Source organism: Photobacterium sp. GB-1, from assembly GCF_003026165.1.
In the GTDB taxonomy this organism is placed as follows: Bacteria; Pseudomonadota; Gammaproteobacteria; order Enterobacterales; family Vibrionaceae; genus Photobacterium.
Genome location: NZ_PYOB01000002.1, coordinates 123,381 through 143,393, shown reverse-complemented (window position 1 = coordinate 143,393; position 20,013 = coordinate 123,381). Strand labels below are relative to the sequence as shown.

Sequence of the window (20,013 nt, the reverse complement as noted above, 5' to 3'; positions counted from 1 at the left end):
TATGAGTCCTTCGTTTTTGTTCTATTTGAAAGCTTAGTTAGGGATTAACATACACAATCACTTTACCGCTATGTTTTTTATTTTGAATATTAGTGAGTGCGTCAGGAAGTTTGGGAAAAGGGACGATTTTTTCTACCATACTTTTAAGCTCACCGTCAGCAACAAGTTCACTGAGTTTATTACCAATATCTGCAAGATGAGCAATATGTTCTGGTGCTCCGTGGGCATAGGTGCCATGTAAAGCCACTTCATGGATACTTAATGCTTTAGTCGTCGCTAATAGCGGCACTTGAGTAAACTGATCGGCGACCATCACAATATGTCCGTTATAACGGATTAGCGCGCTCATAAGGCTACCGGAACGTGCAGAGACACAGTCGATGACACCATGCAGCATTTGATCTTCAGTTAGATTGATTATCTCGAGGGCAATATTTTGCTCTGGCGAGAGTACTGCATCAAGTCCATAGCTTAATAAGCGTTGGTGGTGTTGACGTTCAGCAATCGCATAAACTGTCGCCCCTGCTTTTTTTGCAAGTTGCGCTGCAAATCCACCGACTCCGCCACCGGCTCCTGTAATAGCAATACGTTGGCCTTTCTGGACTTGTAATTTGTCGTGAACGGCTATCCATGCACTATATCCAGCACAGGGTAAAGCGGCGGCGTCAGTGAAAGATAAGGTAATAGGAATACGACTTGCGGCAGAGGCTTTGATGCAGGCATATTCGGCAAATCCACCTGCAGTTCGAGGATCGGCAAAGAAGATGACCCTGTCACCGATTGAAAATTGTTTTACATTCTCGCCTATACTTTCAACCGTTCCCGCAACATCTAATCCGATTATCTGAGGATAATTCCATGTTGCGTAACCCCATTCTGTTAATTTGTAATCCATGGGGTTTAACCCTACAGCCGCGACTTTTATGCAAATTTCGTCTGCGCTAGGAGTAGGCTTATCGGTTTCTTCGAGAGATAGTGCGCTTATTCCATTTGGCTGTTTTAACATCCACGCTTGCATTGGCAACTTCCTCTACTACATATAATCTATTTAACAATATAACGTATTACATGTATTTTCGTCATTTAGTTGAAGCAATTGTGCCAAAACGGAAGGGATTTCAATTAATTGTTACTTTCTCGCAAAGGTGAGGCTAATTGAGCCTTTTACGATGAAGGCAAAAGGCTAAAAGTAACCAAGGATTAATTGATACGCTCTGCTAGGTAAGCATCGTAATCAGGAACTTCAATACTGACTTCTTGATCGAGAAGCGGTGAGGTGATCATGAAGTTTGCGCTAGCACGGTTAGTCGCAACAGGGATATTCCATACTGCTGAAATACGGAGTAACGCTTTTACATCTGGGTCATGAGGAACGGAATTGAGTGGGTCCCAAAAGAAAATCATCATATCGATTTTTCCTTCAGAAATCAGTGCGCCTAATTGTTGGTCTCCTCCCATTGGACCACTGATTAAGCAAGTGATCGGTAAACCTATTTCTTTTGATAAGAGGTGTCCTGTTGTACCTGTAGCGTATAGCTCGTGAGATGCCAGTTTATCTTTATGTTCTTTAACCCAACGAAGTAGATCAACTTTACAGTTATCGTGTGCAACGAGGGCGATATGTTTAGAGGATGCCATTGTGCGGGTTGTTCTGTGCATCATATTTCCTTGCTAAGATGTTCTGATCGTAATGATGAAATAAATAGATATCAGAACCTTATAAATGAGTAAAACACAATAATCTAATTCTTAGCGGTGATACAAATATTATATTTGAGAACAAAATATCCTGCGTCAAAGAACCTAGGACGCAGGACAAAGCATTATTGTTTTACATGGTGGTCTTTAACATAAAAAGAAGGGCGGAACTCAGCGGGTGATAACGACTCTGCAATCACTTTTTTAGGTAAATATTCTGGTGTGAGATTGACAATTGAAGGTGCAATATCGAGTACGACTGGCTTATGTTCAAGATAACGAACAGCTTGGTCGATAGATAGCATGGCTTGTTCCGCCATTTTATCGGTAGGGGCAAATAATATGCGATGACGTCTTAAGCCTCGATAAACACCATGACTGAGGTAAGTTGATACAATTTTTATGTTGTGAATATCGTGAGTACGTAACTCACTTATTGCTACTTCTGCCGCCACAGCGCCACCAACAATGTAGTTAATATCTTCTTTCGATGCGAGGATTTGCTGAATCAAATTTCGTTGTAATTCTTTACTGTTATCGGCCCATAAGGTTGTCACAATTTCTACATCGCTGTTTTTAATCGCGTCTTTAAAACCACGAGATACAGGTTTGGTACCACCTTGGAGTTGAGGGCCTGGTAGCCAAGCGACTTTTACCACACCTGAACCTTTCGGGTGACGTTTAGCCAGGTATTCACCTGCAACTTTACCCATGTCATACCAATTTACGCCTACTTTGGCTTTCACATGTTGGCGAATATCAGGATCGGTAAAATCAATATTGTTCGTCATTAAAAATACAGGCGTATTACCAATAAGTTTAGAGAGTATTCCGTTATAGGCTTCGTCATCTACAGTGCCTAGAATAATCGCATCTGCACCCCATTGATGGCATTTTTGTAGCTGCAATGTTTGCTTATCTAAATTGGGATAACCGCCAGCTTCCATCACTTTTAATGTAATGCCTAATTTTTTTGCTTGTTTAACCATTCCATAATTGATCGATAACCAATATGAATCTTTTAAATGCGGGTAAACTGCACAGATCTTCCATGGCTTAGTAACGGAAGTTAAAAAATTATATTGGACTTCAGTTGCTTTTTTATCTGCCTGAAAAGGAGGTTGATAGGAGATCACTTCTTGTGCAGAAGCTGTTTGGATGGAAAGTAAAAACAAAACAAAACAAAAAATGCGCATTTATACCAACATTATTTTAGGTTTAAAGTCATATCGCTGGCAAAATAGTAGCGCTTTATTTTCTCTTGTGAAATAGCGAGCATACTGAGCAACGACAGATATACGATATTATATACCTAAGTAACCTTGAGATGTTCAATTGAGTGACAACACGCGGCATTAAATGCTTGAAGTCACTTTGGTATATATGGGTTGCAAACATTTTGATGTAGAGATTATTTATGACGTTTACCCTAAAAGGTATCGGAACGAAATTGTTAATAGCCTTTTCAGCAATGGCTAGCTTGATGATTATTGCAGTAATGATTGGTGTCGCAGGTTTTTCATTAGTGGCTAAAACTGAGCGTACGGTAATTAATTCTGCCGTGCCTGCATTAGCAGAAGCGCGTCAGTTATCAGATTTAAGTTCTCGTATTATTTTTAATGCACAAGTATTGGCAAAATCTAAAGCAGAATCTGAACGTATGCGACAAGGGCGTGCGTTAACCATTCATATTGAAGCGTTGAATCGAAGTTTGCATTCACTTGAACAATTTTCTTTTGATCAACCGTTAATGGTCAAATTAGAACAAGATGTAAAGCGTATTGTTGATAATTTAGCATTATTAGGTTTATTGGTAGGGCGTCAGATCGATCTTCAAAGTCAGTTAGATAAGTTAACGACAGAGATGACGAAAGCCACTCATCAAATTGATAATTTATCCCAATCTCAGGTTTCAAATGCCAATACTATTGCGGTAGCTAATGTGTCTCGCATTTATGATTTAGTCGCAGATGGAAATAAACCTGCTGTCTATAAAGCATTAGATAGCCTCGTTGAAGTGGATATGGACTTATCTGAACGTTTATTTGAACTGCGATTTTTATCGTTACAAGTGATCAATATGCTGGATGATTCTAGTCGTATTGTTGATATTAAATCTCTCGTGGCGCTTAAAAAACGCTATAACGACGCGGTAGGTATCATGAGTCAGCGAGTTAAATCCGTAGAAGATCCTAGCCGTTCAGAACAATTAGTTGAGCTAACTACTCAGCTTAATCGTGGCCGTTTGTTGTTTGGGGTTATTGAGCAACTAATTTATGCAAAGCAAGATGTCGAGCGCCTTGATCAACAAAATTTGGTGTTATTCCAGCAGTTAAATAATACCGTTGATGACATTATTGATGTTGCTAATGTGAATACTCAGCAAGCGGTTAAACGTGTTGATCATACTTTAACACTTGCCCGAAATACGTTAATAGTGATCTCTGCGGTTGGTTTATTGGCGTTAGTGCTCATTATGTGGCGATTTGTTTATGCAAGGGTGATTTGCCGTATTAACGAATATAGCCGTGCATTATCAGCGTTAACCCGAGGGGATTTAGGGGTCAGAATTAACGTTAAAGGGGATGATGAATTAGCGCAAATGGGTCGCGCTATTTTAGTGGCCCGTGACACCGCTAATGAGCGATATCGTTTAGCGCAAGCAGAGTCAAAAGCTCGGCAGGAATTACAAGAACACAAAGCTAGCCTTGAACGATTAGTCGCAAAACGTACTGGCGAGCTTGAGAAAATAAACAGCCGCTTGAATGAAGAAGTTTATAATCATTATAAAGCGCGCGATGAAGCCGAAAAAGCAAACCGCGCGAAGTCTTCATTTCTTGCAACTATGAGCCATGAGATCCGAACACCAATGAATGGTGTCTTAGGTACTGCATCGTTATTAGCAGATACACAATTAACATCACAACAGAAACGCTATCTCGATGTGATAAACCGCAGTGGTGAAACCTTACTTGATATTTTAAATGACATTCTTGATTACTCGAAAATTGAAGCTGGGCATTTAGATATAAGGCCAAGTAACTTTTCCGTTGTTCGGATGGTTACTGATGTGTCTAATATGTTAGAAGGGCGAGCGTTTGCAAAACGTATTGGTCTTGAGTGCCATATTTCACCACAAGTTGAAGGAATATGGTTTGGTGACGAGAGTCGCATACGTCAAGTGCTAGTAAATCTCGTAGGTAATGCGATTAAGTTTACAGATACGGGCAAAGTTTCAATTTTTGTCGAGCCTCATCCCGACATGCCAGATGAATTGCTGTTTTCTGTAAAAGATACGGGTATTGGTATTGATGAAGAAGAGCAAAACCTTTTATTTAGTGCTTTCCAGCAAGCAGAAGCAGGACGAAAATCCATTGAAGGTACAGGTCTAGGCTTAGCAATTAGCAAACACATTGTAGCGGCAATGGATGGTGAAATTGGTTTAGAATCAGTAGTTGGTGAAGGGAGTTGTTTTTGGTTTGCATTGCCTCTTGAGCATGGCGAAGGGAATTTAGAAACCGATGATAAAAGAGTGATTATGCGTTCTGCTCATATTTTGCTGGTAGAAGATAACCCAGTAAACAGTATGGTTGCTGAAGGTTTCTTAACTCGTTTAGGCCATACTGTTGTCACGGCTGCTGATGGTGCTGAAGCTGAAGAAATATACAAAAAACAACGTTTTGATATCGCGTTATTAGATATTAACTTACCTGATACTGACGGTGTTCAGTTACTCAGTCGTTTACGCCGCTTAGAAGATAATAGCCATGAAGCATGGGAAGAGCCGACGCCGATGGTTGCGTTTTCTGCTCATGTTTTTCGTGAAGAAGTGGAGTTATATTTAAATGCTGGTTTTGCAGGATTCTTACCTAAACCGTTAGTTGAAAAGCAGTTGATTGATACAATGAGCAGTATCTTAAAAGGTGAGAAACGCGTGATTATCGAAAAAGGTATTGGAGAAGAGAGCGTGGAAGTGAAGCCAACAGAGAATACGATTCCACTATTAAAAGAGTCCGTATTAGGTAGTGATCTTCAAGTATTGGGCGAAGCGCAAGTGAAGCAGCTTATTCACTTATTTGGAGAATCATCGAGCTTAACGTTATCAAAACTACATCAGGCTATTGATGATAAGAATTTATCTGAAGTGGCTAAACAAGCGCATACCTTAAAAGGTGCAGCTGGAACCATGGGGCTAATGCAACTTCATCATATTTGCTCTGAATTTGAAAAAAATGCGAAAGAAGGTTCAATTAAAAGTTTAGATCTGAGCTCGCTACAAAAAGTCTTTGATCAATCTGTCGCGATATTAGAAACCACCTTTATCAGTGCATAATCAAAGCTATTTAGATGAGAAAAGGGCATATACAGTGCCCTTTTTTAATGTCTATGAAACGTTCAGTACTATTTAGTTCCTATTTGAAACGATATCTAGATCAGAAGAGATAGCAGCGCTAGCTGATCAGCATCTTCAACAAGGTCAGACAGAATGTTATACCTGTAGCGGAAACAGCGGTTATTGCGACACCGACAATAGTGAGAGATCGCGATAGGTGGTGTTGAGAGAATAATCGTAACTATTCTAATTAGAGTAAAGTTATAGCCTTGCTGTTTTTCATACACGATTACTTGTGATTGTTATCAATAGCGTTACAAGGTGTGCAAGATGCTCAACCTTTAAAGACGAGGAAAGATGAAATGATAGGAGGTGTATAGTGATGTGGAATGATTTTTACGTGATAAAAAATAACCCCGAGAGCAAAGCCCTCGGGGTTAAAAAGATTACTTAGAGTAATTAAAAATTACTTCTTAGCGTTCTTTTCTTTCTGCTCAGCGATTACTTTTTCAGCAACGTTTGCAGGACATGGTGCGTAGTGTGCGAACTCCATAGAGAACTGACCACGACCAGAAGTCATTGTACGTAGAGAACCGATGTAACCAAACATTTCTGAAAGAGGTACATCAGCCTTGATACGAACGCCAGTTGTACCAGCCATTTGGTCTTTGATCATACCACGACGACGGTTAAGGTCACCGATAACATCACCAACGTGATCTTCAGGAGTGAACACGTCAACGTGCATGATTGGCTCAAGAAGCTGTGCACCAGCTTTAGGCATAGATTGACGGAATGCGCCTTTCGCTGCGATTTCAAATGCTACAGCAGATGAGTCAACTGCGTGGAATGCACCATCAACAAGCTCAACTTCAACATCAAGAACAGGGAAACCAGCAAGAACACCAGTATCCATCATGCCTTTGAAGCCTTTTTCGATTGCAGGCCAGAATTCTTTAGGAACGTTACCACCGATTACAGATGATGAGAACGTAAAGCCTGAACCTACTTCACCTGGCTTCATGATGTAGTCGATCTTACCGAACTGACCAGAACCACCAGACTGTTTCTTATGCGTGTAGCTATCTTCAACAGGTTTAGTGATAGTTTCACGGTAAGCAACCTGAGGTTGACCAACGATAAGGTCTACACCGTATGTACGCTTAAGGATATCAACCTTAATGTCTAGGTGAAGCTCACCCATACCTTTAAGGATTGTTTCACCTGAATCTTCATCAGTCTCAACTTGGAATGATGGATCTTCTGCAACCATCTTACCGATCGCGATACCCATTTTCTCAGAACCGCCTTTATCTTTTGGAGATACAGCGATTGAGATAACTGGTGTTGGGAAGATCATTGGCTCAAGAGTACACTCGTGCTTAACATCACATAGAGTGTGACCAGTTTGAACGTTCTTCATACCAACGATAGCGATGATGTCACCAGCTTGCGCGTAAGTAAGTTCGTTACGATCGTTAGCTTGCATCTCAACCATACGGCCGATACGCTCAGTCTTACCAGTTGCACTGTTAAGAACTGTGTCACCTTTGTTCAGTTTACCTGAGTAAATACGAACGAAAGTTAGGGCACCAAAACGGTCATCCATGATTTTGAATGCTAGCGCTTTGAATGGTTCGTCAACAGAAACTGTTGCAACTTCACCAGTTGGCTCACCAGTTTCTGGATCTGTTAGTGGCTGTGGATCTACTTCTGTTGGAGAAGGTAGGTAATCAACAACAGCATCTAGTACAAGCTGCATACCTTTGTTTTTGAATGCAGAACCACAGAATGTTGGGAAGAAATCACAAGTACGAGTACCTTTACGGATACAACGCTTGATGTCTTCGATAGAAGGCTCTTCACCTTCCATGTAAGCTTCCATTAGGTCGTCATCTTGCTCAACAGCAGTTTCAACAAGCTCTTCACGGTAAGCTTCAACATCATCAACCATGTCAGCTGGGACGTCTGTGATTTCGTAGTTTTCTGGAAGACCAGTGTCATCCCAAACGTACGCTTGACGGTTTAGAACGTCAACAACACCAACGAAATCATCTTCACGACCGATTGGAAGTGTCATGATTAGCGGCGTTGCGCCAAGTACACTTTTAACTTGGTCTGTAACGCGGAAGAAATCTGCGCCCATACGGTCTAGTTTGTTAACGAAGATGATACGTGCAACTTCAGATTCGTTAGCGTAACGCCAGTTTGTTTCAGACTGAGGCTCAACACCACCAGAACCACAGAATACACCGATACCACCATCAAGTACTTTAAGAGAACGGTAAACTTCAACTGTGAAGTCAACGTGTCCAGGAGTATCGATAACGTTGAAACGGTGATCTTTCCAGAAACAACTTACAGCTGCTGACTGGATAGTAATACCGCGCTCAGCTTCCTGTTCCATGAAGTCAGTAGTAGATTCACCATCGTGAACCTCACCAGTTTTATGGATTTGACCAGTTAGCTTAAGGATACGCTCGGTAGTAGTAGTTTTACCCGCATCAACGTGGGCGAAAATACCAATGTTTCTGTATTTAGATAAATCTGTCATTGTTTTTCTCTATCAACAATTACGGTCACATGTGAGGTCGCGGATTATAGCACTACTTATATCAACCAGAACATAGCTATGCGTAATAAAATCGTTATTCGCTTGCTTTTTACTCTAGCTGTTAGGCTTGTTGCCCATTTACACAGCAAATCAAGCTACAAAAAACAAGGTTAGTTCAGGTTTTTAGGAATTGTAAGTTGCTAAAGTTATATTTTTGTCATGTTTTTTGGGATGAGATTCTTATTCTTTATTTTCTTTTCTTTCAGAATTTGTGAACATTTAGATCTTTACTATCAATGATTTTTATCACTTTTTTACGAAGTACTGTTCTATTCGCTCATTTTTTTCCTTCATATTGTAATGTGGGGTAGAATTAGAAATATATTCCTTTTTGTTCTCTTATTTGAGTTATCGACATGTCTGAAGAAATTGAAGTTGAAGCAATTGGTGTTGAAGTTTCAGCTCAACCTATCGAATTATATAAAGTGTTAAAGATAGCCAACTTAGTCAGTGGTGGCGGTGAAGCAAAATATGCCATCTCTGAAGGTTATGTTGCAGTAAACGGTGAGCTTGAATTACGTAAACGTTGCAAGATATATGACGGTGATGTGATTGAGTTTAATGGTGAGTTTTACGTTGTGTTGTGCGACCAGCCAGTACAAGAAAAAATGATGCGTGTTGCAGAGGAAAAACCAAAAGCATCTCCTAAAGCGGCGTCAAAAAAAGCAAATAAAGCTGCTGATAAGAAAAAGAGTACTAGCAAACCGAATACTGCAGGAAATCGTTCTGTAACCAAAAAAGCGGCCAACAAAGCTGCTGATATAAAGCCAGATACAGCGACTGGTCGTAAGCCAATTAGTTTTTAAACTAAAACATTCTTATAAACAAGGCGCGCAATGACGCGTCTTTTTCTTGCCTGATTAATGAGAAGGGATGATGAATAAACAATTTATTACGCTAGGTTTAGTGATTAGTTTTAGCTGTTTGAGTGGAAGTGTGTTGGCTGCAACTGTTTCATCGTTAACAACTGCTGAATGTCAGGCAATGTCAAAAGTTGGCGTGATGTCGAGCTCGGCACCAGTACAGTGCCAACGTTTGAAAAAAGTGACATTTAAATATCGTGATTTTTCTAATCGTATTCACACTAATGGTCAAATTATTGTGATGGATGCTACAGCACCTTATGTAGGTAAAATTTTTGATGAATTATATCAACAAGGTTTTCCAATCCATAAAGCGGTTCCGATTGAAAAATATCGTGGTGATGACACGACATCGATGACAGATAACAATACTTCTGCTTTTAATTATCGTCCAGTAGAAGGAACGAGTAGTTTATCGCTTCACGCTTATGGTGCAGCGATTGATTTAAATCCGGTGCAAAATCCATTTGTGACTTTTGCGCGTGCGGGTCAGGCAAAATATAGCCCCGTAGAAGGAACAAAATACGCTAACCGTGAAATCTATCGTTATGGTAAACCAGATAGAAAAGGGATGGCTGAAACAGTCGTAGATATTTTTGCACGTAATGGCTTTTTATATTGGGGTGGTTTTTGGAATTCGCCAATTGATTATCAGCATTTCCAATTATCGAAAGATATGGCAGTAATGATGTCGAAGATGACGGCACAGCAAGCAACACTGTTCTTTAAACGTTATGTTGAGTGGTATAACAGTTGTAGTCGTATGTATCCCAAAGCGTATAGCCAGTATAAGTTTAATGATTACACTAATTACCTGAAACATAAGCTGGGTGTGTCTTCGATAAGTAAAGCGTATCTGGCGAATCCAAGTAAGGTCATGGCGCAGATCGAGCAAGTCCCTTTGCGTTCAGAGATTTGTGTTAAACGTTAATATTAATCGTACAGCCTTTAGTTGGCGCTTTAGGCTGTATTTCTCCACGATTATCGTAACCACTGAAAGTCATAATAGTAGAGATTCTTTTCTCTGAGTTTTCTTGGTTAACCCGAGGTTGGGTCGGTGGTATCTCGGCTTGCGCATAACGCATTTTTTTTGCGTTGTTATTTACTAAATATACGGGAGCGATAGTGAACGTTGACATATGGCCTCCACAACTTAGGTTTATTTAAGATGTACAAGGTTAATAGGTGGTTAGATGTCATTCAACGTAGTGGTTGTTAGGATATGGTCATTTGTTGGTCAGAGGAATGTTAGCTCCTTGTTCTTTAAGTAAATAAGCACAGTCTTGTGAAACGATTAAAGCTTGAATAAAAGTAAACGGCAGCCAAGGGCTACCGTTTTATGGCAGGGCTTTAACTATGTTATTTAGGTAAGCCTTCTGCAATAGGGTTGTTTTTATCTGCGCTCCATTGATACCACCCACCATCAAAGACACTGATATCTTTCCATCCCATAACATAAGCATAGAAAAATGCCTCAGATGCTCGCCAACCAGTACCACAGAAAAAGGCGACTTGTTGGTTTGGTTTAATATTCCATTTCGCCCATTGTTTCGCGATGAGGTAACCACTTTTCATTGTGCCATCTGGGTTATTAAAATCTTGCATATGGTAAGAGTCACTACCAGCGTGTCCCCATTTAGCCCCTTTGATACGACCTTTAGGCTTGATGTAATCATAGCCACTGGTTTTTCCAATATATTCTTGCCAAGTACGAATACTTACGAGTGAATGGGTACTTTGGGGTTCTTTTAGTATTGTTTTTGCTTGCTGGAGATCCGTCAGGTATTGAGGGTTTGCTGGAATCGTTTTACCAAAACTCACATCGTCGTGGTTTTCATTAATGAAAGCTTGGGTCGGGTAATGTGCGTTTTCCCACGCATTCCAGCCGCCATTGAGTAGTCTTACATCCTCAACGCCAGCATACATTAGAAAGTTAGCAAAGCGTGCTGCTGACATATTATTACGAGCATAGACAATGACAGTGGTGTTATAACGAATGCCTAAATCAGTAATGACTTTTTTAAGATCATTATTACTGACTTTATTCCACCAAGGCTTGCTTTCAATATCATTGGTATTGACATACAGCGAGTTGGGGATATGTGAAAGTAAATATGTGGACGGTGGACCCCATTCAACTTCAACAATTTTATAGCCGTGCTGTGGTGCGTACAATGGCTGCTGGTGATTGATTAGCTGATCTAACCATTGTGCAGATACTAAGTGTTTAAAGTTTTTAAGTGCTTTCAGTTTGCCTACATAGTCCGTAACGGGCTGATTAATTGTAGATATAGCGCTAAAACCTTGTTGTTTGAGTGCTTCACTCATTGCCGTCGTTGAGGTTTTATCGCCATACAGGACGGTTGGTACTTTCGGAGATAGCTGACGATTTTTAAGTAAGCTTGATAGCTGAATCGGTGTTAAAAGAGTGAGCCATTGACTATTAATATTGACAGCGTTAGGGATATGACCACCTCGAGTTGCATTTCGCTTTGGCCAACCGTTGAAGTAATTGCTGTCTCGACAATCAATAATTTGTATTGCTTGTTTCGTCTGCTGAGCTTGAGCTAGTTGCTCAAAGGTTTGAATAGGAGGTGTGACAGTGTTTGCTGCCGCTAAACATGGCATGCTAATCACAAAAAGGCACGTAATAAAAATTTGATTTAAAGAGCGCATATAGAACCTGTTTGATCTGCCATCAGGGCAAACGAGGCGACATTCTAGCGAAAATAATTTGTAAGACAATTGATGGCGATTAATTAAATCATCATCTGATTATAAAAATAGATGATGATGGGATAAAAAGTAAGTGGAATATAGAACAAAGCGAAGACACCAGTTCTAGTTTCAATTAAAGCTGGTGTGCATGAATTACTGAGTTATTTGGTACACTGTTTTGCCATCGTTAATCGTAGCTTGGATTTTAATATCTTCGATTTTTAATGGATCTATTTTCAGCGGATTATCTGATAATATAACGAAATCAGCTTCTTTCCCTACTTCAATTGAGCCTTTTTTATCTTCTTCAAAGTGTTGGTATGCAGGCCAAATTGTCATCGCTTTCAATCCAATTAATGGGCTTACACGTTCTGTAGGACCAATAATATCGCCTGTACGAGAACGACGATTAACTGTTGCAGATAATACGCGCATTGAATCAGGCAGAGCGACTGGCGCGTCATGATGTGACGAGAATTTAATTCCTTTATCGTAGACCGTTTTTGTCGGTGAAATAAATTCAGCGCGCTCAGGACCTAAAACAGAATCTCGGTGCCAGTCTCCCCAGTAATAAGTATGCATTGGGAATAACGATGGGAAAATTCCTAGCTCTTTTAAGCTATTGATTTGATCTGGACGAATGGTTTGTCCATGGATTAGGACTGGGCGACGATCTTTCTTGCCGTATTTATCTTCAGCTTGTTTTACTGCGGCGATAAAAACATCAATGGCAGCATCGCCATTGGCGTGAGCAAGTATTTGCCAGTTATTTTCAAAGGCTTGATCGACGTATTTGAAGGTATCGTTATTTGAAATAGCAGAATAACCGACGTAAGAGCCATCTTTGCCTTTAGGAGGCTCAAAGTAAGGCTGAGTTAACCATGCTGTTTTACCTTGTGGTGATCCATCAATCGTGAGTTTTGCACCACCGATACGGAAGTTATTCTTGTAGTCATTACTTAGGTAAGGGCCAGAAATGGTTTGGCTTGCGATCACGATATCAGGATAGGCAACGACATCAATTGGGGAATTACCTTCTTCCGAGACTTTTTGCATGATCGGCATAATGTTAGGAAATGCACGTCCTTCTTGGCCTGTGGTATAGCCAAATTGACTATAGAGTTCCATTCCCGCTTTGAAGATTTTTTCATTATCTTCATTACTCATATTAGCAAGTACTTTACCTAATACATAATAGAACGCATTTTCTTCTAACGTCCCATTAGGTTGTTGAGATCCTTTTTTACGTACAAAAATACCACCTTCAGGATCTTCAGTTTTATCCGTGACACCAGCAACTTCCAGCGCTTTATTATTTACTGCTGCAAGGTGGCCTGATTGGTGGATCAGAATAACGGGTAATTCTGTTGAGATTTTATCTAAATCTTCAGCTGTAGGGTGACGTTTTTCGGTTAGTTGTGAATCATCATAGCCAAAGCCAATAATCCAGCCTACTTTATCACTACGCTCAGGAAAGTCTTTATGCCATTGATTGGTTAATTCAATCAGGCTATTAATGTCACGACCTTCACCATCTGGTGGGGGTAGTAAGTTAGCGGATAATGCTTGTAAGCCTACATTGAAGACATGACCGTGTGCATCAACAAACCCTGGAATTAGTGTATTACCCTTTAAATCAACAATATTTGTTTCTGCATTCTTGTGCTTTTCAATATCAGAAAGACTACCTGTCGCCAGTATTTTTCCATTTTTAACTGCAACGGCTTCAACTTCAGGCTGTTTATCATTGATTGTAATAATATCGCCGCCGGAGTAAATCGTATCGGCATGATGCACTAATTTTGCTGGTAAAGTGGTTACAGCAGCAGAGGTAGGTTTAGTAACTTGCTGTGGTTCAATACTTTCAGTTTTAGTTTTTTGGTCGCATCCAGAAAGTGCCAAAATAGCTGGGATTGCCAAGCTGAGATAAGAGCGTTTAAACATATAATTTCCTTATAATTATCCGCAAAATAAAGTTTTTTTTACTTTAGGATGCAAGCATAGACGATGAGGTTACTGATTTCACAATTAATGTAACAATTCGTGATGTTATTATTTATTTAGTAACTTATTGAGAGTAAGGAACTAATTAATAAAATGTCGGTCGAATTAATCCAGTAACTGTTTATCTGATAACAGTAAGTGGAAAATAGAGGAATGAAAATGAGATGTTTGGTGCTCTTATTTGTAGGAGCTATCGCAACATTTAGTACAACGCTCATGGCAGCCGATAATGCCGGCTCAGATTGCCATTTAGTGACCTCTAATGTTGATATATTAATTTGTAAAGATCCTAAATTATCACTGTTACATAAGCTGATGGTAGACATGTATCAGCAAGTTTTAACCCAGTCGATGGTAAGCGAAGCTTCTGTGATAAAGGAAACACAGAAAAACTGGTTAGAAACAAGAAAAGGTTGTTTACATCAATCTGATGCTCAACGTTGTTTAGTGTCAACTTATCATTCTCGCTTAGATAATCTTACCGCTATTAATGCCACCGTTCTGGCACCACTTGCCACATATAGTTTTCACGATTTAAAAGATGCTCGCTATAACGGTATCGAAGATATTGGTACACCGATTAAATTACAGCATGGTTTATGGGCAGGAGAACCGTATCAACCTGGTGGTTCAGTCATGCCACAAGTCATACTGCTTGATGATATTAAAGCTGTGGGTTCAATGACGGAAAGTAATAACAAAATGGCAGTGGTTTTATTAAATTACTCACCGGGTGGAACAGGGCAATATTTGTATATAGCTGTTGTTGACAAAGAAAGTGGCCATTTAAAAAATATTGCGACTCAGTTTGTCGGCGATCGTTTTCGAGTTAAAGATCTAAAAATATTGAATAAGAAAATTATTTTAGATGTTATTCAGCCGGGTAAAAACGATTCAGCTTGTTGTCCTGGTGATGTGGTTCAACATGTCTGGCATTTAGATAGTCATAATCAATTAATAGAAGAGCCGAACACACGAAAAATTGTTCGTTTAACCCCAGATATTTTATCTAATACTGAATGGAGACTAGAAAGCTGGCGTTATGGCGATCCGGTGAGTGCCGAAAACGATATTCGATTACGTTATATTAATGGACATTTTACTGGTTCAGTTGCCTGTAATAATTATACGGTTTCCGTTACATCAGAGCCGCGTCCGGGCTTTATTAATGTATTAAAGCAGCATACATTGGTGACTGAAAAACAGTGCAATAATCCTTTAGCTGCAGAACAACAACAACGATATTTAGAGCAATTAGGTGGGGTGAGTCAATTCACTTATTTCGCGGGTAAATTAGCGCTTTCATATCAAGTCAACGGCCAGTTGGGGGTAATGATCTTCTCCAAAGAGCCATCCTCATATAATCAATAATCTTTTGTAACCCATTGATAAGAAGTATCAATAGACGTTGATACTTCTTATTTTATAACTTATTACTTATTCAACCATAACTCAACAGCGCGTTGCGTTGAGGGAAAAGCAAAATTTTCTAGTTTGATATCTTGTTTTTTTACCCACAGAATATCAGCAACATCATCCTGTACCGTTAGTGTTGGTTTATCTAATAATTGATGACTAAAAAAAGTATCACAGGTTTTATATTCAATATTTTTGTAGCAATACGTATTACTGAATGAGCCTTGGTATGTGAAATCAGTCAGCGTTAAGTTGAGTTCTTCCTGTATTTCTCGTATTGCTGCTTGCTCTAAGGATTCATTAGGGTCAACAAATCCGCCAGGTAAATCCCATAATCCTAATCCTGGATTTCTACCTCTTATTGCTACCAGTAACTCATCTTCATATGACAGCGCAACCATAACAGCAGCCGCTGGGTTGTGAAAATAGGTAAAATTACAGGCGCTACAAGTAAATTGCTTATCGGTTAAACGGGTTAAGCTTGATTTGCCACACTGCGGACAAAAACGGGCTGTATTTATACTGGTCATCTTTCTAGTGACCATCTTTTTCTAACCAAGTAAGAATAAATTGCGCAATAGACTCAGGATCATTGATATTTAGCTGCGGTAGCGGACATAGTTGAGTATCTGCGTCAGTAGCAAATGCGATAATGTAAGGATCGTTAGGATACAATAAGGGTTTATTGTAAGACGGACGATGAATTTCTATTTTAGGAAAAGCTTGCTCTCTGAACCCCTCAATTAATACAAGATCGAGCTTGCTGTGATCGAGTTGCTCTAAACAGTCGTTAAGTTCAGGATCTTTACGTTCATCTTCTGGGTATTCAAAATAAAGCATGTGGCGTGATTTTGTTGCCAGTAATGTTTGCCCGCAACCCGCATGACGTAATCGATAAGAGTCCTTACCTGGTACATCAGGTTCAATGTCATGATGACTATGTTTTATTAGACCTAATCGAATACCACGTTGCTTGAGTAACGGGATTACTTTTTCTAATAACGTTGTTTTTCCTGAGCCACTAAAGCCCGCAAAGCCAATCAGAGGAGTGGGAGAAGTAATCATAACTATTTTTAGGTCAAAATACAGTGTCAGTAATTATATCGTTAAATGATGGGGAAATGCAGCAATGCGCTGTATTTACTAACGATTAATTAAAGTAAGTCTTTTATTACTTATGTGTAGTGTGTCTTAAAAGTAATCCTTATCTATGAAAGTTTTGTTGTGTTATGAGTGACGGTCTAAAGTTAAAAGGTGTGGGCATTCTTTAAATAGTTATTGGGTTGTTGTCACAGTAGGGACATTGATGATTAACAGCATAGTTATAAAGACAGGGAGTGTGAAATGTGGGCAATACTTGATTTTGAGGCATCAGGTTTATCTGAACATTCATATCCGATTGAGGTTGGGTATTCTTTACCAGATGGAACAAACAGTAGCATGTTAATTAATCCGCTATCTGCATCCGATAACTGGTCTCATTGGGATAAAGATGTTCAACACAATATCCATAAGATATCTCGGTCAATGATTGAAGAGACTGGGATGCAAGTGGTGGATGTTTGCCAACATTTAAATACGACTTTAGGTCAATATGATTTGGTTTTATGTGACAGTGAATGGGATCTATTCTGGCTGGGGCGTTTGTATCATGCCGCACATATGCGCCCATCTTTTGTTCTTACAGAGGTAAGCCATTGGTTAAAAAATCAAAATGGACTGGGTCAGGTACACTTTAAATTGGCTTTAAAGAACTTAGGTGCGATGAGACATCAAGCAGGATATGATGCAAAACAAATCCGCTTAGCGATAGATACATTGGTTAAGTCATCTTAATTAATCTTTTATATTTAGAAAAATTAAGTTACGTGGTTTGTATTTGTAAACGTGGGTTGGGTGTTTACAATGCCGTTTTCAATTATTGATAACGAGATAACGTGTGGCAGAGTTTTTACCAACCGTTTTAGAAACTAAACAATCCTTGCGTGTGGCAATGTTTAATGTCGCGATGTCTGAGCCAGAACAAGGGCGTATTTTTCAGCAAACATCGGGTTTAACTAATCAACGATTTCAGCGACTCGCCGCTATTATTCAACATGTTAATGCTGATGTTTTGTTACTGTGTGAATTTGATCACCCTGGTAATGGGGGCGATGATGGTAGCCTTGATAATTTTTGTCAGCATTATTTATCTCATTCTCAATATCAACAACCAGTGATAGATTACCCTTATCGTTATTGCCCTTCATCCAATACCGGCCTAATAACCGAAATAGATCTAAACGGTGATGGTCTCTGCACGTTACCAGAAGATGCCCAAGGTTACGGTGAATTTCATGGTCATTTTGGTTTTGTTATTTTATCTAAATGTCCACTGCAGCAAGAGAATATTCGAACGTGGCAGCACTTTCTTTGGAAGGATATGCCGAATAACTTGATGCCTGTCGATTATTATTCAAAAGAAGCTCAGCAGATATTACGTTTATCTTCTAAAAATCATGTTGTTGTGCCTATTGTTGTTGAAGATAAAGAAATTAATTTACTGTGTTGTCATCCAACCCCTCCTGTGTTTGACGGTAACGAACGTCGAAATGCAAAACGTAATCATGATGAAATCCAGCTTTTAATCGACATCATTAATGATGAATCCTATTTAGTTGACGATAATGATCAAGTTGGTGGATTAAAACCTGATGATGCCTTTATTGTAATGGGGGATTTAAATGCTGATTTAGATGATGGCGACGGATTTAAGGACGCGATTAAACACCTACTGAAACTCGATAAAATAAATACAAGGGTTAGTAGTGGCAAGCAGACGCCTAAAAGTGAAGGTGCAAGGCATTATTATCCTTGGCAAAAGCGTACTGGCCGTAAAAATGAGTGGACGCATTTAGCTGGGTTGCGGTTAGATTATGTATTGCCGTCAAAAAATTTAGATGTGATAAAAACGGGGGTTTTTTGGCCGGATAAACATGATTTATTACGTGAACTTATTTTAGATTGTAAAGGTAGAGAAAAGCCTTCTGCAGGATCAGATCATCGAATGGTGTGGGTTGATATTAATATTGCGGACTAAATGACGATGTGATCATGTTGGCATATTTATATTATAACAATTATTTAGAGATAAAAGTTAACAGAGATAGTAATACCTAATGTTACTCTTCACCCTGGTTATTTTTCGGGGGGAGTCATTATGCGTTTGGTACTTAGCCGCTATTGGTTTTTCTGTCTTTTATTTTGTTGGTCTGTTGCGGCAAATAGTTTACAGCTTAATCCGACATATCGACAAAGCGCTAATCAGATCCGCCAAACCTTTGAGCCTCAGTTATATACATTGCCAGCCTATACAGCGGGGCATTATGGCTTACGTATGTATCGGCAGTCGTTAGATCCTAAATACGCAGCCGCGATATGGCAGGACATGGCGCGAGTTGCGAGTAACTTAAATCGCTATTCAACAGAAGTTGTGACACCTGAGCAAGTACAGCGATACAGTTTAGCGCGATTAGCGAATTATAAAACATCACCTAAAGAGCGTAGCCAACGTCGATATAAAGCGACTCAAACGATGCCTGAATATGTATATTTAGGCGTTGGGTTGCTCGGCTCAATGGCGCGTGCCGATGAGTATGGATTAAAGCATCAAAATGATGCGCAATTAAGGCAGGTTCTTCGCCGTTATGATTTTAAAAAATATGTTACTGATCCTGAAATGATCCAAGCGTGGGCAGCACAACTTGCAAATCAAGTCTATTGGTTAAGACAACTGGGTGAACAAGATGTGGTGAATGATTTCATTATTGCTTTTCGTGAAACTTATCCTGATAGTCAAGACAATCAATTATCTTCTCTGCAATACAGCAATAAAATTTATGGGTTAACGCATATTATTTTTGCGGCATCGAAATACTATCAATTACCGCTCCATGAAAAAGATCATCAATGGATTTTTGATTACTACCGCAAAAATATCGATAAGATTATTGCTGAAACGAAAGAGGATGTTATTGCAGAGGTCGGGATTAACTTTTTATTGGCAGGGTTAGAGGCAGATCCCGTAGTAGAGAAAACCCGCAAGGTGATTCAGCAAGCAATAAATCCTCAGCATGGAATGATCCCATCAGTAACGGGTGATATAGATTTAGTCTCTGGTGAGCACCGCAATGTACTTGCGATAATGTTACTCGATTGGAAAGAAACGCATTTAGCGCCGACGCTAAGCGACCATCCTCAAATGTTCAAGCATATACCGTATGGATTGATTGCAAAATAGCATAGGAAGGGTAAAGGTATATTTACGCATAATAGAATTGATTGAGAATCAAACAATATCAATTAAATATTTTGACAAAGTACCGGAA

16 protein-coding genes are annotated in these 20,013 nt (G+C 39.5%); 7 read left to right on the top strand and 9 right to left on the bottom strand.

The features are described 5' to 3' along the window. Positions 1 to 37: 37 nt before the first annotated feature. The 3 genes from C9J45_RS03325 to torT form a co-directional block, all read right to left on the bottom strand. Positions 38 to 1,018 (bottom strand): zinc-binding dehydrogenase, encoded by a 981-nt coding sequence (locus C9J45_RS03325; RefSeq protein WP_107206245.1) that lies wholly within the window; start codon positions 1,016 to 1,018, stop codon positions 38 to 40. A gap of 182 nt (positions 1,019 to 1,200) precedes the next feature. After that, complete coding sequence (locus tag C9J45_RS03320; RefSeq protein WP_107206246.1) at positions 1,201 to 1,659, bottom strand: methylglyoxal synthase; 459 nt, start codon at positions 1,657 to 1,659, stop codon at positions 1,201 to 1,203. 164 nt (positions 1,660 to 1,823) lie between these two features. After that, a complete protein-coding gene (torT, locus tag C9J45_RS03315) occupies positions 1,824 to 2,894 on the bottom strand; it encodes a TMAO reductase system periplasmic protein TorT (protein WP_107206247.1) in 1,071 nt (356 codons plus the stop codon). A 221-nt stretch (positions 2,895 to 3,115) separates the two neighbouring features. Here torT and torS point away from each other — a divergent pair, with 221 nt between their 5' ends. Continuing rightward, positions 3,116 to 6,031 (top strand): TMAO reductase system sensor histidine kinase/response regulator TorS, encoded by a 2,916-nt coding sequence (torS, locus tag C9J45_RS03310; protein WP_107287125.1) that lies wholly within the window; start codon positions 3,116 to 3,118, stop codon positions 6,029 to 6,031. Between the two features lie 466 nt (positions 6,032 to 6,497). On the opposite strand, the gene fusA is transcribed toward torS, so the two are convergent. Beyond that, a complete protein-coding gene (gene fusA, locus C9J45_RS03305) occupies positions 6,498 to 8,585 on the bottom strand; it encodes an elongation factor G (RefSeq protein WP_107206249.1) in 2,088 nt (695 codons plus the stop codon). Positions 8,586 to 9,001: 416 nt separating this feature from the next. Between fusA and C9J45_RS03300 the strand changes: the two genes are divergently transcribed. Both C9J45_RS03300 and C9J45_RS03295 read left to right on the top strand, forming a co-directional pair. Next, positions 9,002 to 9,451: an RNA-binding S4 domain-containing protein gene (locus C9J45_RS03300; protein WP_107259619.1), complete on the top strand. Its 450-nt coding sequence runs from the start codon at positions 9,002 to 9,004 to the stop codon at positions 9,449 to 9,451. 67 nt (positions 9,452 to 9,518) lie between these two features. After that, on the top strand, positions 9,519 to 10,439 hold the full coding sequence (locus C9J45_RS03295) for a M15 family metallopeptidase (protein ID WP_107259617.1): 921 nt from the start codon (positions 9,519 to 9,521) through the stop codon (positions 10,437 to 10,439). On the opposite strand, the gene C9J45_RS03290 is transcribed toward C9J45_RS03295, so the two are convergent. The 3 genes from C9J45_RS03290 to C9J45_RS03280 form a co-directional block, all read right to left on the bottom strand. Beyond that, positions 10,429 to 10,647, bottom strand: a complete 219-nt coding sequence (locus C9J45_RS03290) for a hypothetical protein (protein ID WP_107259612.1) — start codon at positions 10,645 to 10,647, stop codon at positions 10,429 to 10,431. The genes C9J45_RS03295 and C9J45_RS03290 overlap by 11 nt on opposite strands. A gap of 220 nt (positions 10,648 to 10,867) precedes the next feature. Next, a complete protein-coding gene (locus tag C9J45_RS03285; RefSeq protein WP_233217627.1) occupies positions 10,868 to 12,136 on the bottom strand; it encodes a rhodanese-like domain-containing protein in 1,269 nt (422 codons plus the stop codon). Between the two features lie 243 nt (positions 12,137 to 12,379). Next, positions 12,380 to 14,170 carry an amidohydrolase gene (locus C9J45_RS03280; RefSeq protein WP_107292139.1) on the bottom strand — a complete coding sequence of 597 codons (1,791 nt, stop codon included), beginning with the start codon at positions 14,168 to 14,170 and terminating at the stop codon, positions 12,380 to 12,382. Positions 14,171 to 14,401: 231 nt separating this feature from the next. Here C9J45_RS03280 and C9J45_RS03275 point away from each other — a divergent pair, with 231 nt between their 5' ends. Next, on the top strand, positions 14,402 to 15,601 hold the full coding sequence (locus C9J45_RS03275) for an META domain-containing protein (protein ID WP_233217623.1): 1,200 nt from the start codon (positions 14,402 to 14,404) through the stop codon (positions 15,599 to 15,601). Between the two features lie 62 nt (positions 15,602 to 15,663). Here the strand turns inward: C9J45_RS03275 and C9J45_RS03270 are convergent, their stop codons facing one another. Both C9J45_RS03270 and mobB read right to left on the bottom strand, forming a co-directional pair. Then, positions 15,664 to 16,176, bottom strand: a complete 513-nt coding sequence (locus C9J45_RS03270) for an NUDIX domain-containing protein (protein ID WP_107290528.1) — start codon at positions 16,174 to 16,176, stop codon at positions 15,664 to 15,666. A 4-nt stretch (positions 16,177 to 16,180) separates the two neighbouring features. After that, complete coding sequence (mobB, locus tag C9J45_RS03265; protein ID WP_107245969.1) at positions 16,181 to 16,711, bottom strand: molybdopterin-guanine dinucleotide biosynthesis protein B; 531 nt, start codon at positions 16,709 to 16,711, stop codon at positions 16,181 to 16,183. A 279-nt stretch (positions 16,712 to 16,990) separates the two neighbouring features. Here mobB and C9J45_RS03260 point away from each other — a divergent pair, with 279 nt between their 5' ends. The 3 genes from C9J45_RS03260 (at position 16,991) to C9J45_RS03250 (ending at position 19,925) form a co-directional block, all read left to right on the top strand. After that, the gene (locus C9J45_RS03260) at positions 16,991 to 17,482 is read left to right on the top strand and encodes a hypothetical protein (RefSeq protein ID WP_107292137.1); all 492 of its coding nucleotides are present in this window, start codon (positions 16,991 to 16,993) and stop codon (positions 17,480 to 17,482) included. Between the two features lie 103 nt (positions 17,483 to 17,585). Then, on the top strand, positions 17,586 to 18,725 hold the full coding sequence (locus tag C9J45_RS03255) for an endonuclease/exonuclease/phosphatase family protein (RefSeq protein WP_107292136.1): 1,140 nt from the start codon (positions 17,586 to 17,588) through the stop codon (positions 18,723 to 18,725). A gap of 120 nt (positions 18,726 to 18,845) precedes the next feature. Beyond that, on the top strand, positions 18,846 to 19,925 hold the full coding sequence (locus C9J45_RS03250; protein ID WP_107287121.1) for a DUF3541 domain-containing protein: 1,080 nt from the start codon (positions 18,846 to 18,848) through the stop codon (positions 19,923 to 19,925). Positions 19,926 to 20,013: the final 88 nt, after the last annotated feature.

What these genes read in the sequence shown, in the direction of transcription:
- fusA (WP_107206249.1), bottom strand. Translation starts at nt 8,585, where the DNA reads ATGACAGATTTATCTAAATACAGAAACATTGGTATTTTCGCCCACGTT.
- torS (WP_107287125.1), top strand. Translation starts at nt 3,116, where the DNA reads ATGACGTTTACCCTAAAAGGTATCGGAACGAAATTGTTAATAGCCTTT.
- C9J45_RS03320 (WP_107206246.1), bottom strand. Translation starts at nt 1,659, where the DNA reads ATGCACAGAACAACCCGCACAATGGCATCCTCTAAACATATCGCCCTC.
- C9J45_RS03300 (WP_107259619.1), top strand. Translation starts at nt 9,002, where the DNA reads ATGTCTGAAGAAATTGAAGTTGAAGCAATTGGTGTTGAAGTTTCAGCT.
- mobB (WP_107245969.1), bottom strand. Translation starts at nt 16,711, where the DNA reads ATGATTACTTCTCCCACTCCTCTGATTGGCTTTGCGGGCTTTAGTGGC.
- C9J45_RS03295 (WP_107259617.1), top strand. Translation starts at nt 9,519, where the DNA reads ATGATGAATAAACAATTTATTACGCTAGGTTTAGTGATTAGTTTTAGC.
- C9J45_RS03325 (WP_107206245.1), bottom strand. Translation starts at nt 1,018, where the DNA reads ATGCAAGCGTGGATGTTAAAACAGCCAAATGGAATAAGCGCACTATCT.
- C9J45_RS03280 (WP_107292139.1), bottom strand. Translation starts at nt 14,170, where the DNA reads ATGTTTAAACGCTCTTATCTCAGCTTGGCAATCCCAGCTATTTTGGCA.
- C9J45_RS03260 (WP_107292137.1), top strand. Translation starts at nt 16,991, where the DNA reads ATGTGGGCAATACTTGATTTTGAGGCATCAGGTTTATCTGAACATTCA.
- torT (WP_107206247.1), bottom strand. Translation starts at nt 2,894, where the DNA reads ATGCGCATTTTTTGTTTTGTTTTGTTTTTACTTTCCATCCAAACAGCT.
- C9J45_RS03290 (WP_107259612.1), bottom strand. Translation starts at nt 10,647, where the DNA reads ATGTCAACGTTCACTATCGCTCCCGTATATTTAGTAAATAACAACGCA.
- C9J45_RS03250 (WP_107287121.1), top strand. Translation starts at nt 18,846, where the DNA reads ATGCGTTTGGTACTTAGCCGCTATTGGTTTTTCTGTCTTTTATTTTGT.
- C9J45_RS03270 (WP_107290528.1), bottom strand. Translation starts at nt 16,176, where the DNA reads ATGACCAGTATAAATACAGCCCGTTTTTGTCCGCAGTGTGGCAAATCA.
- C9J45_RS03285 (WP_233217627.1), bottom strand. Translation starts at nt 12,136, where the DNA reads ATGCCATGTTTAGCGGCAGCAAACACTGTCACACCTCCTATTCAAACC.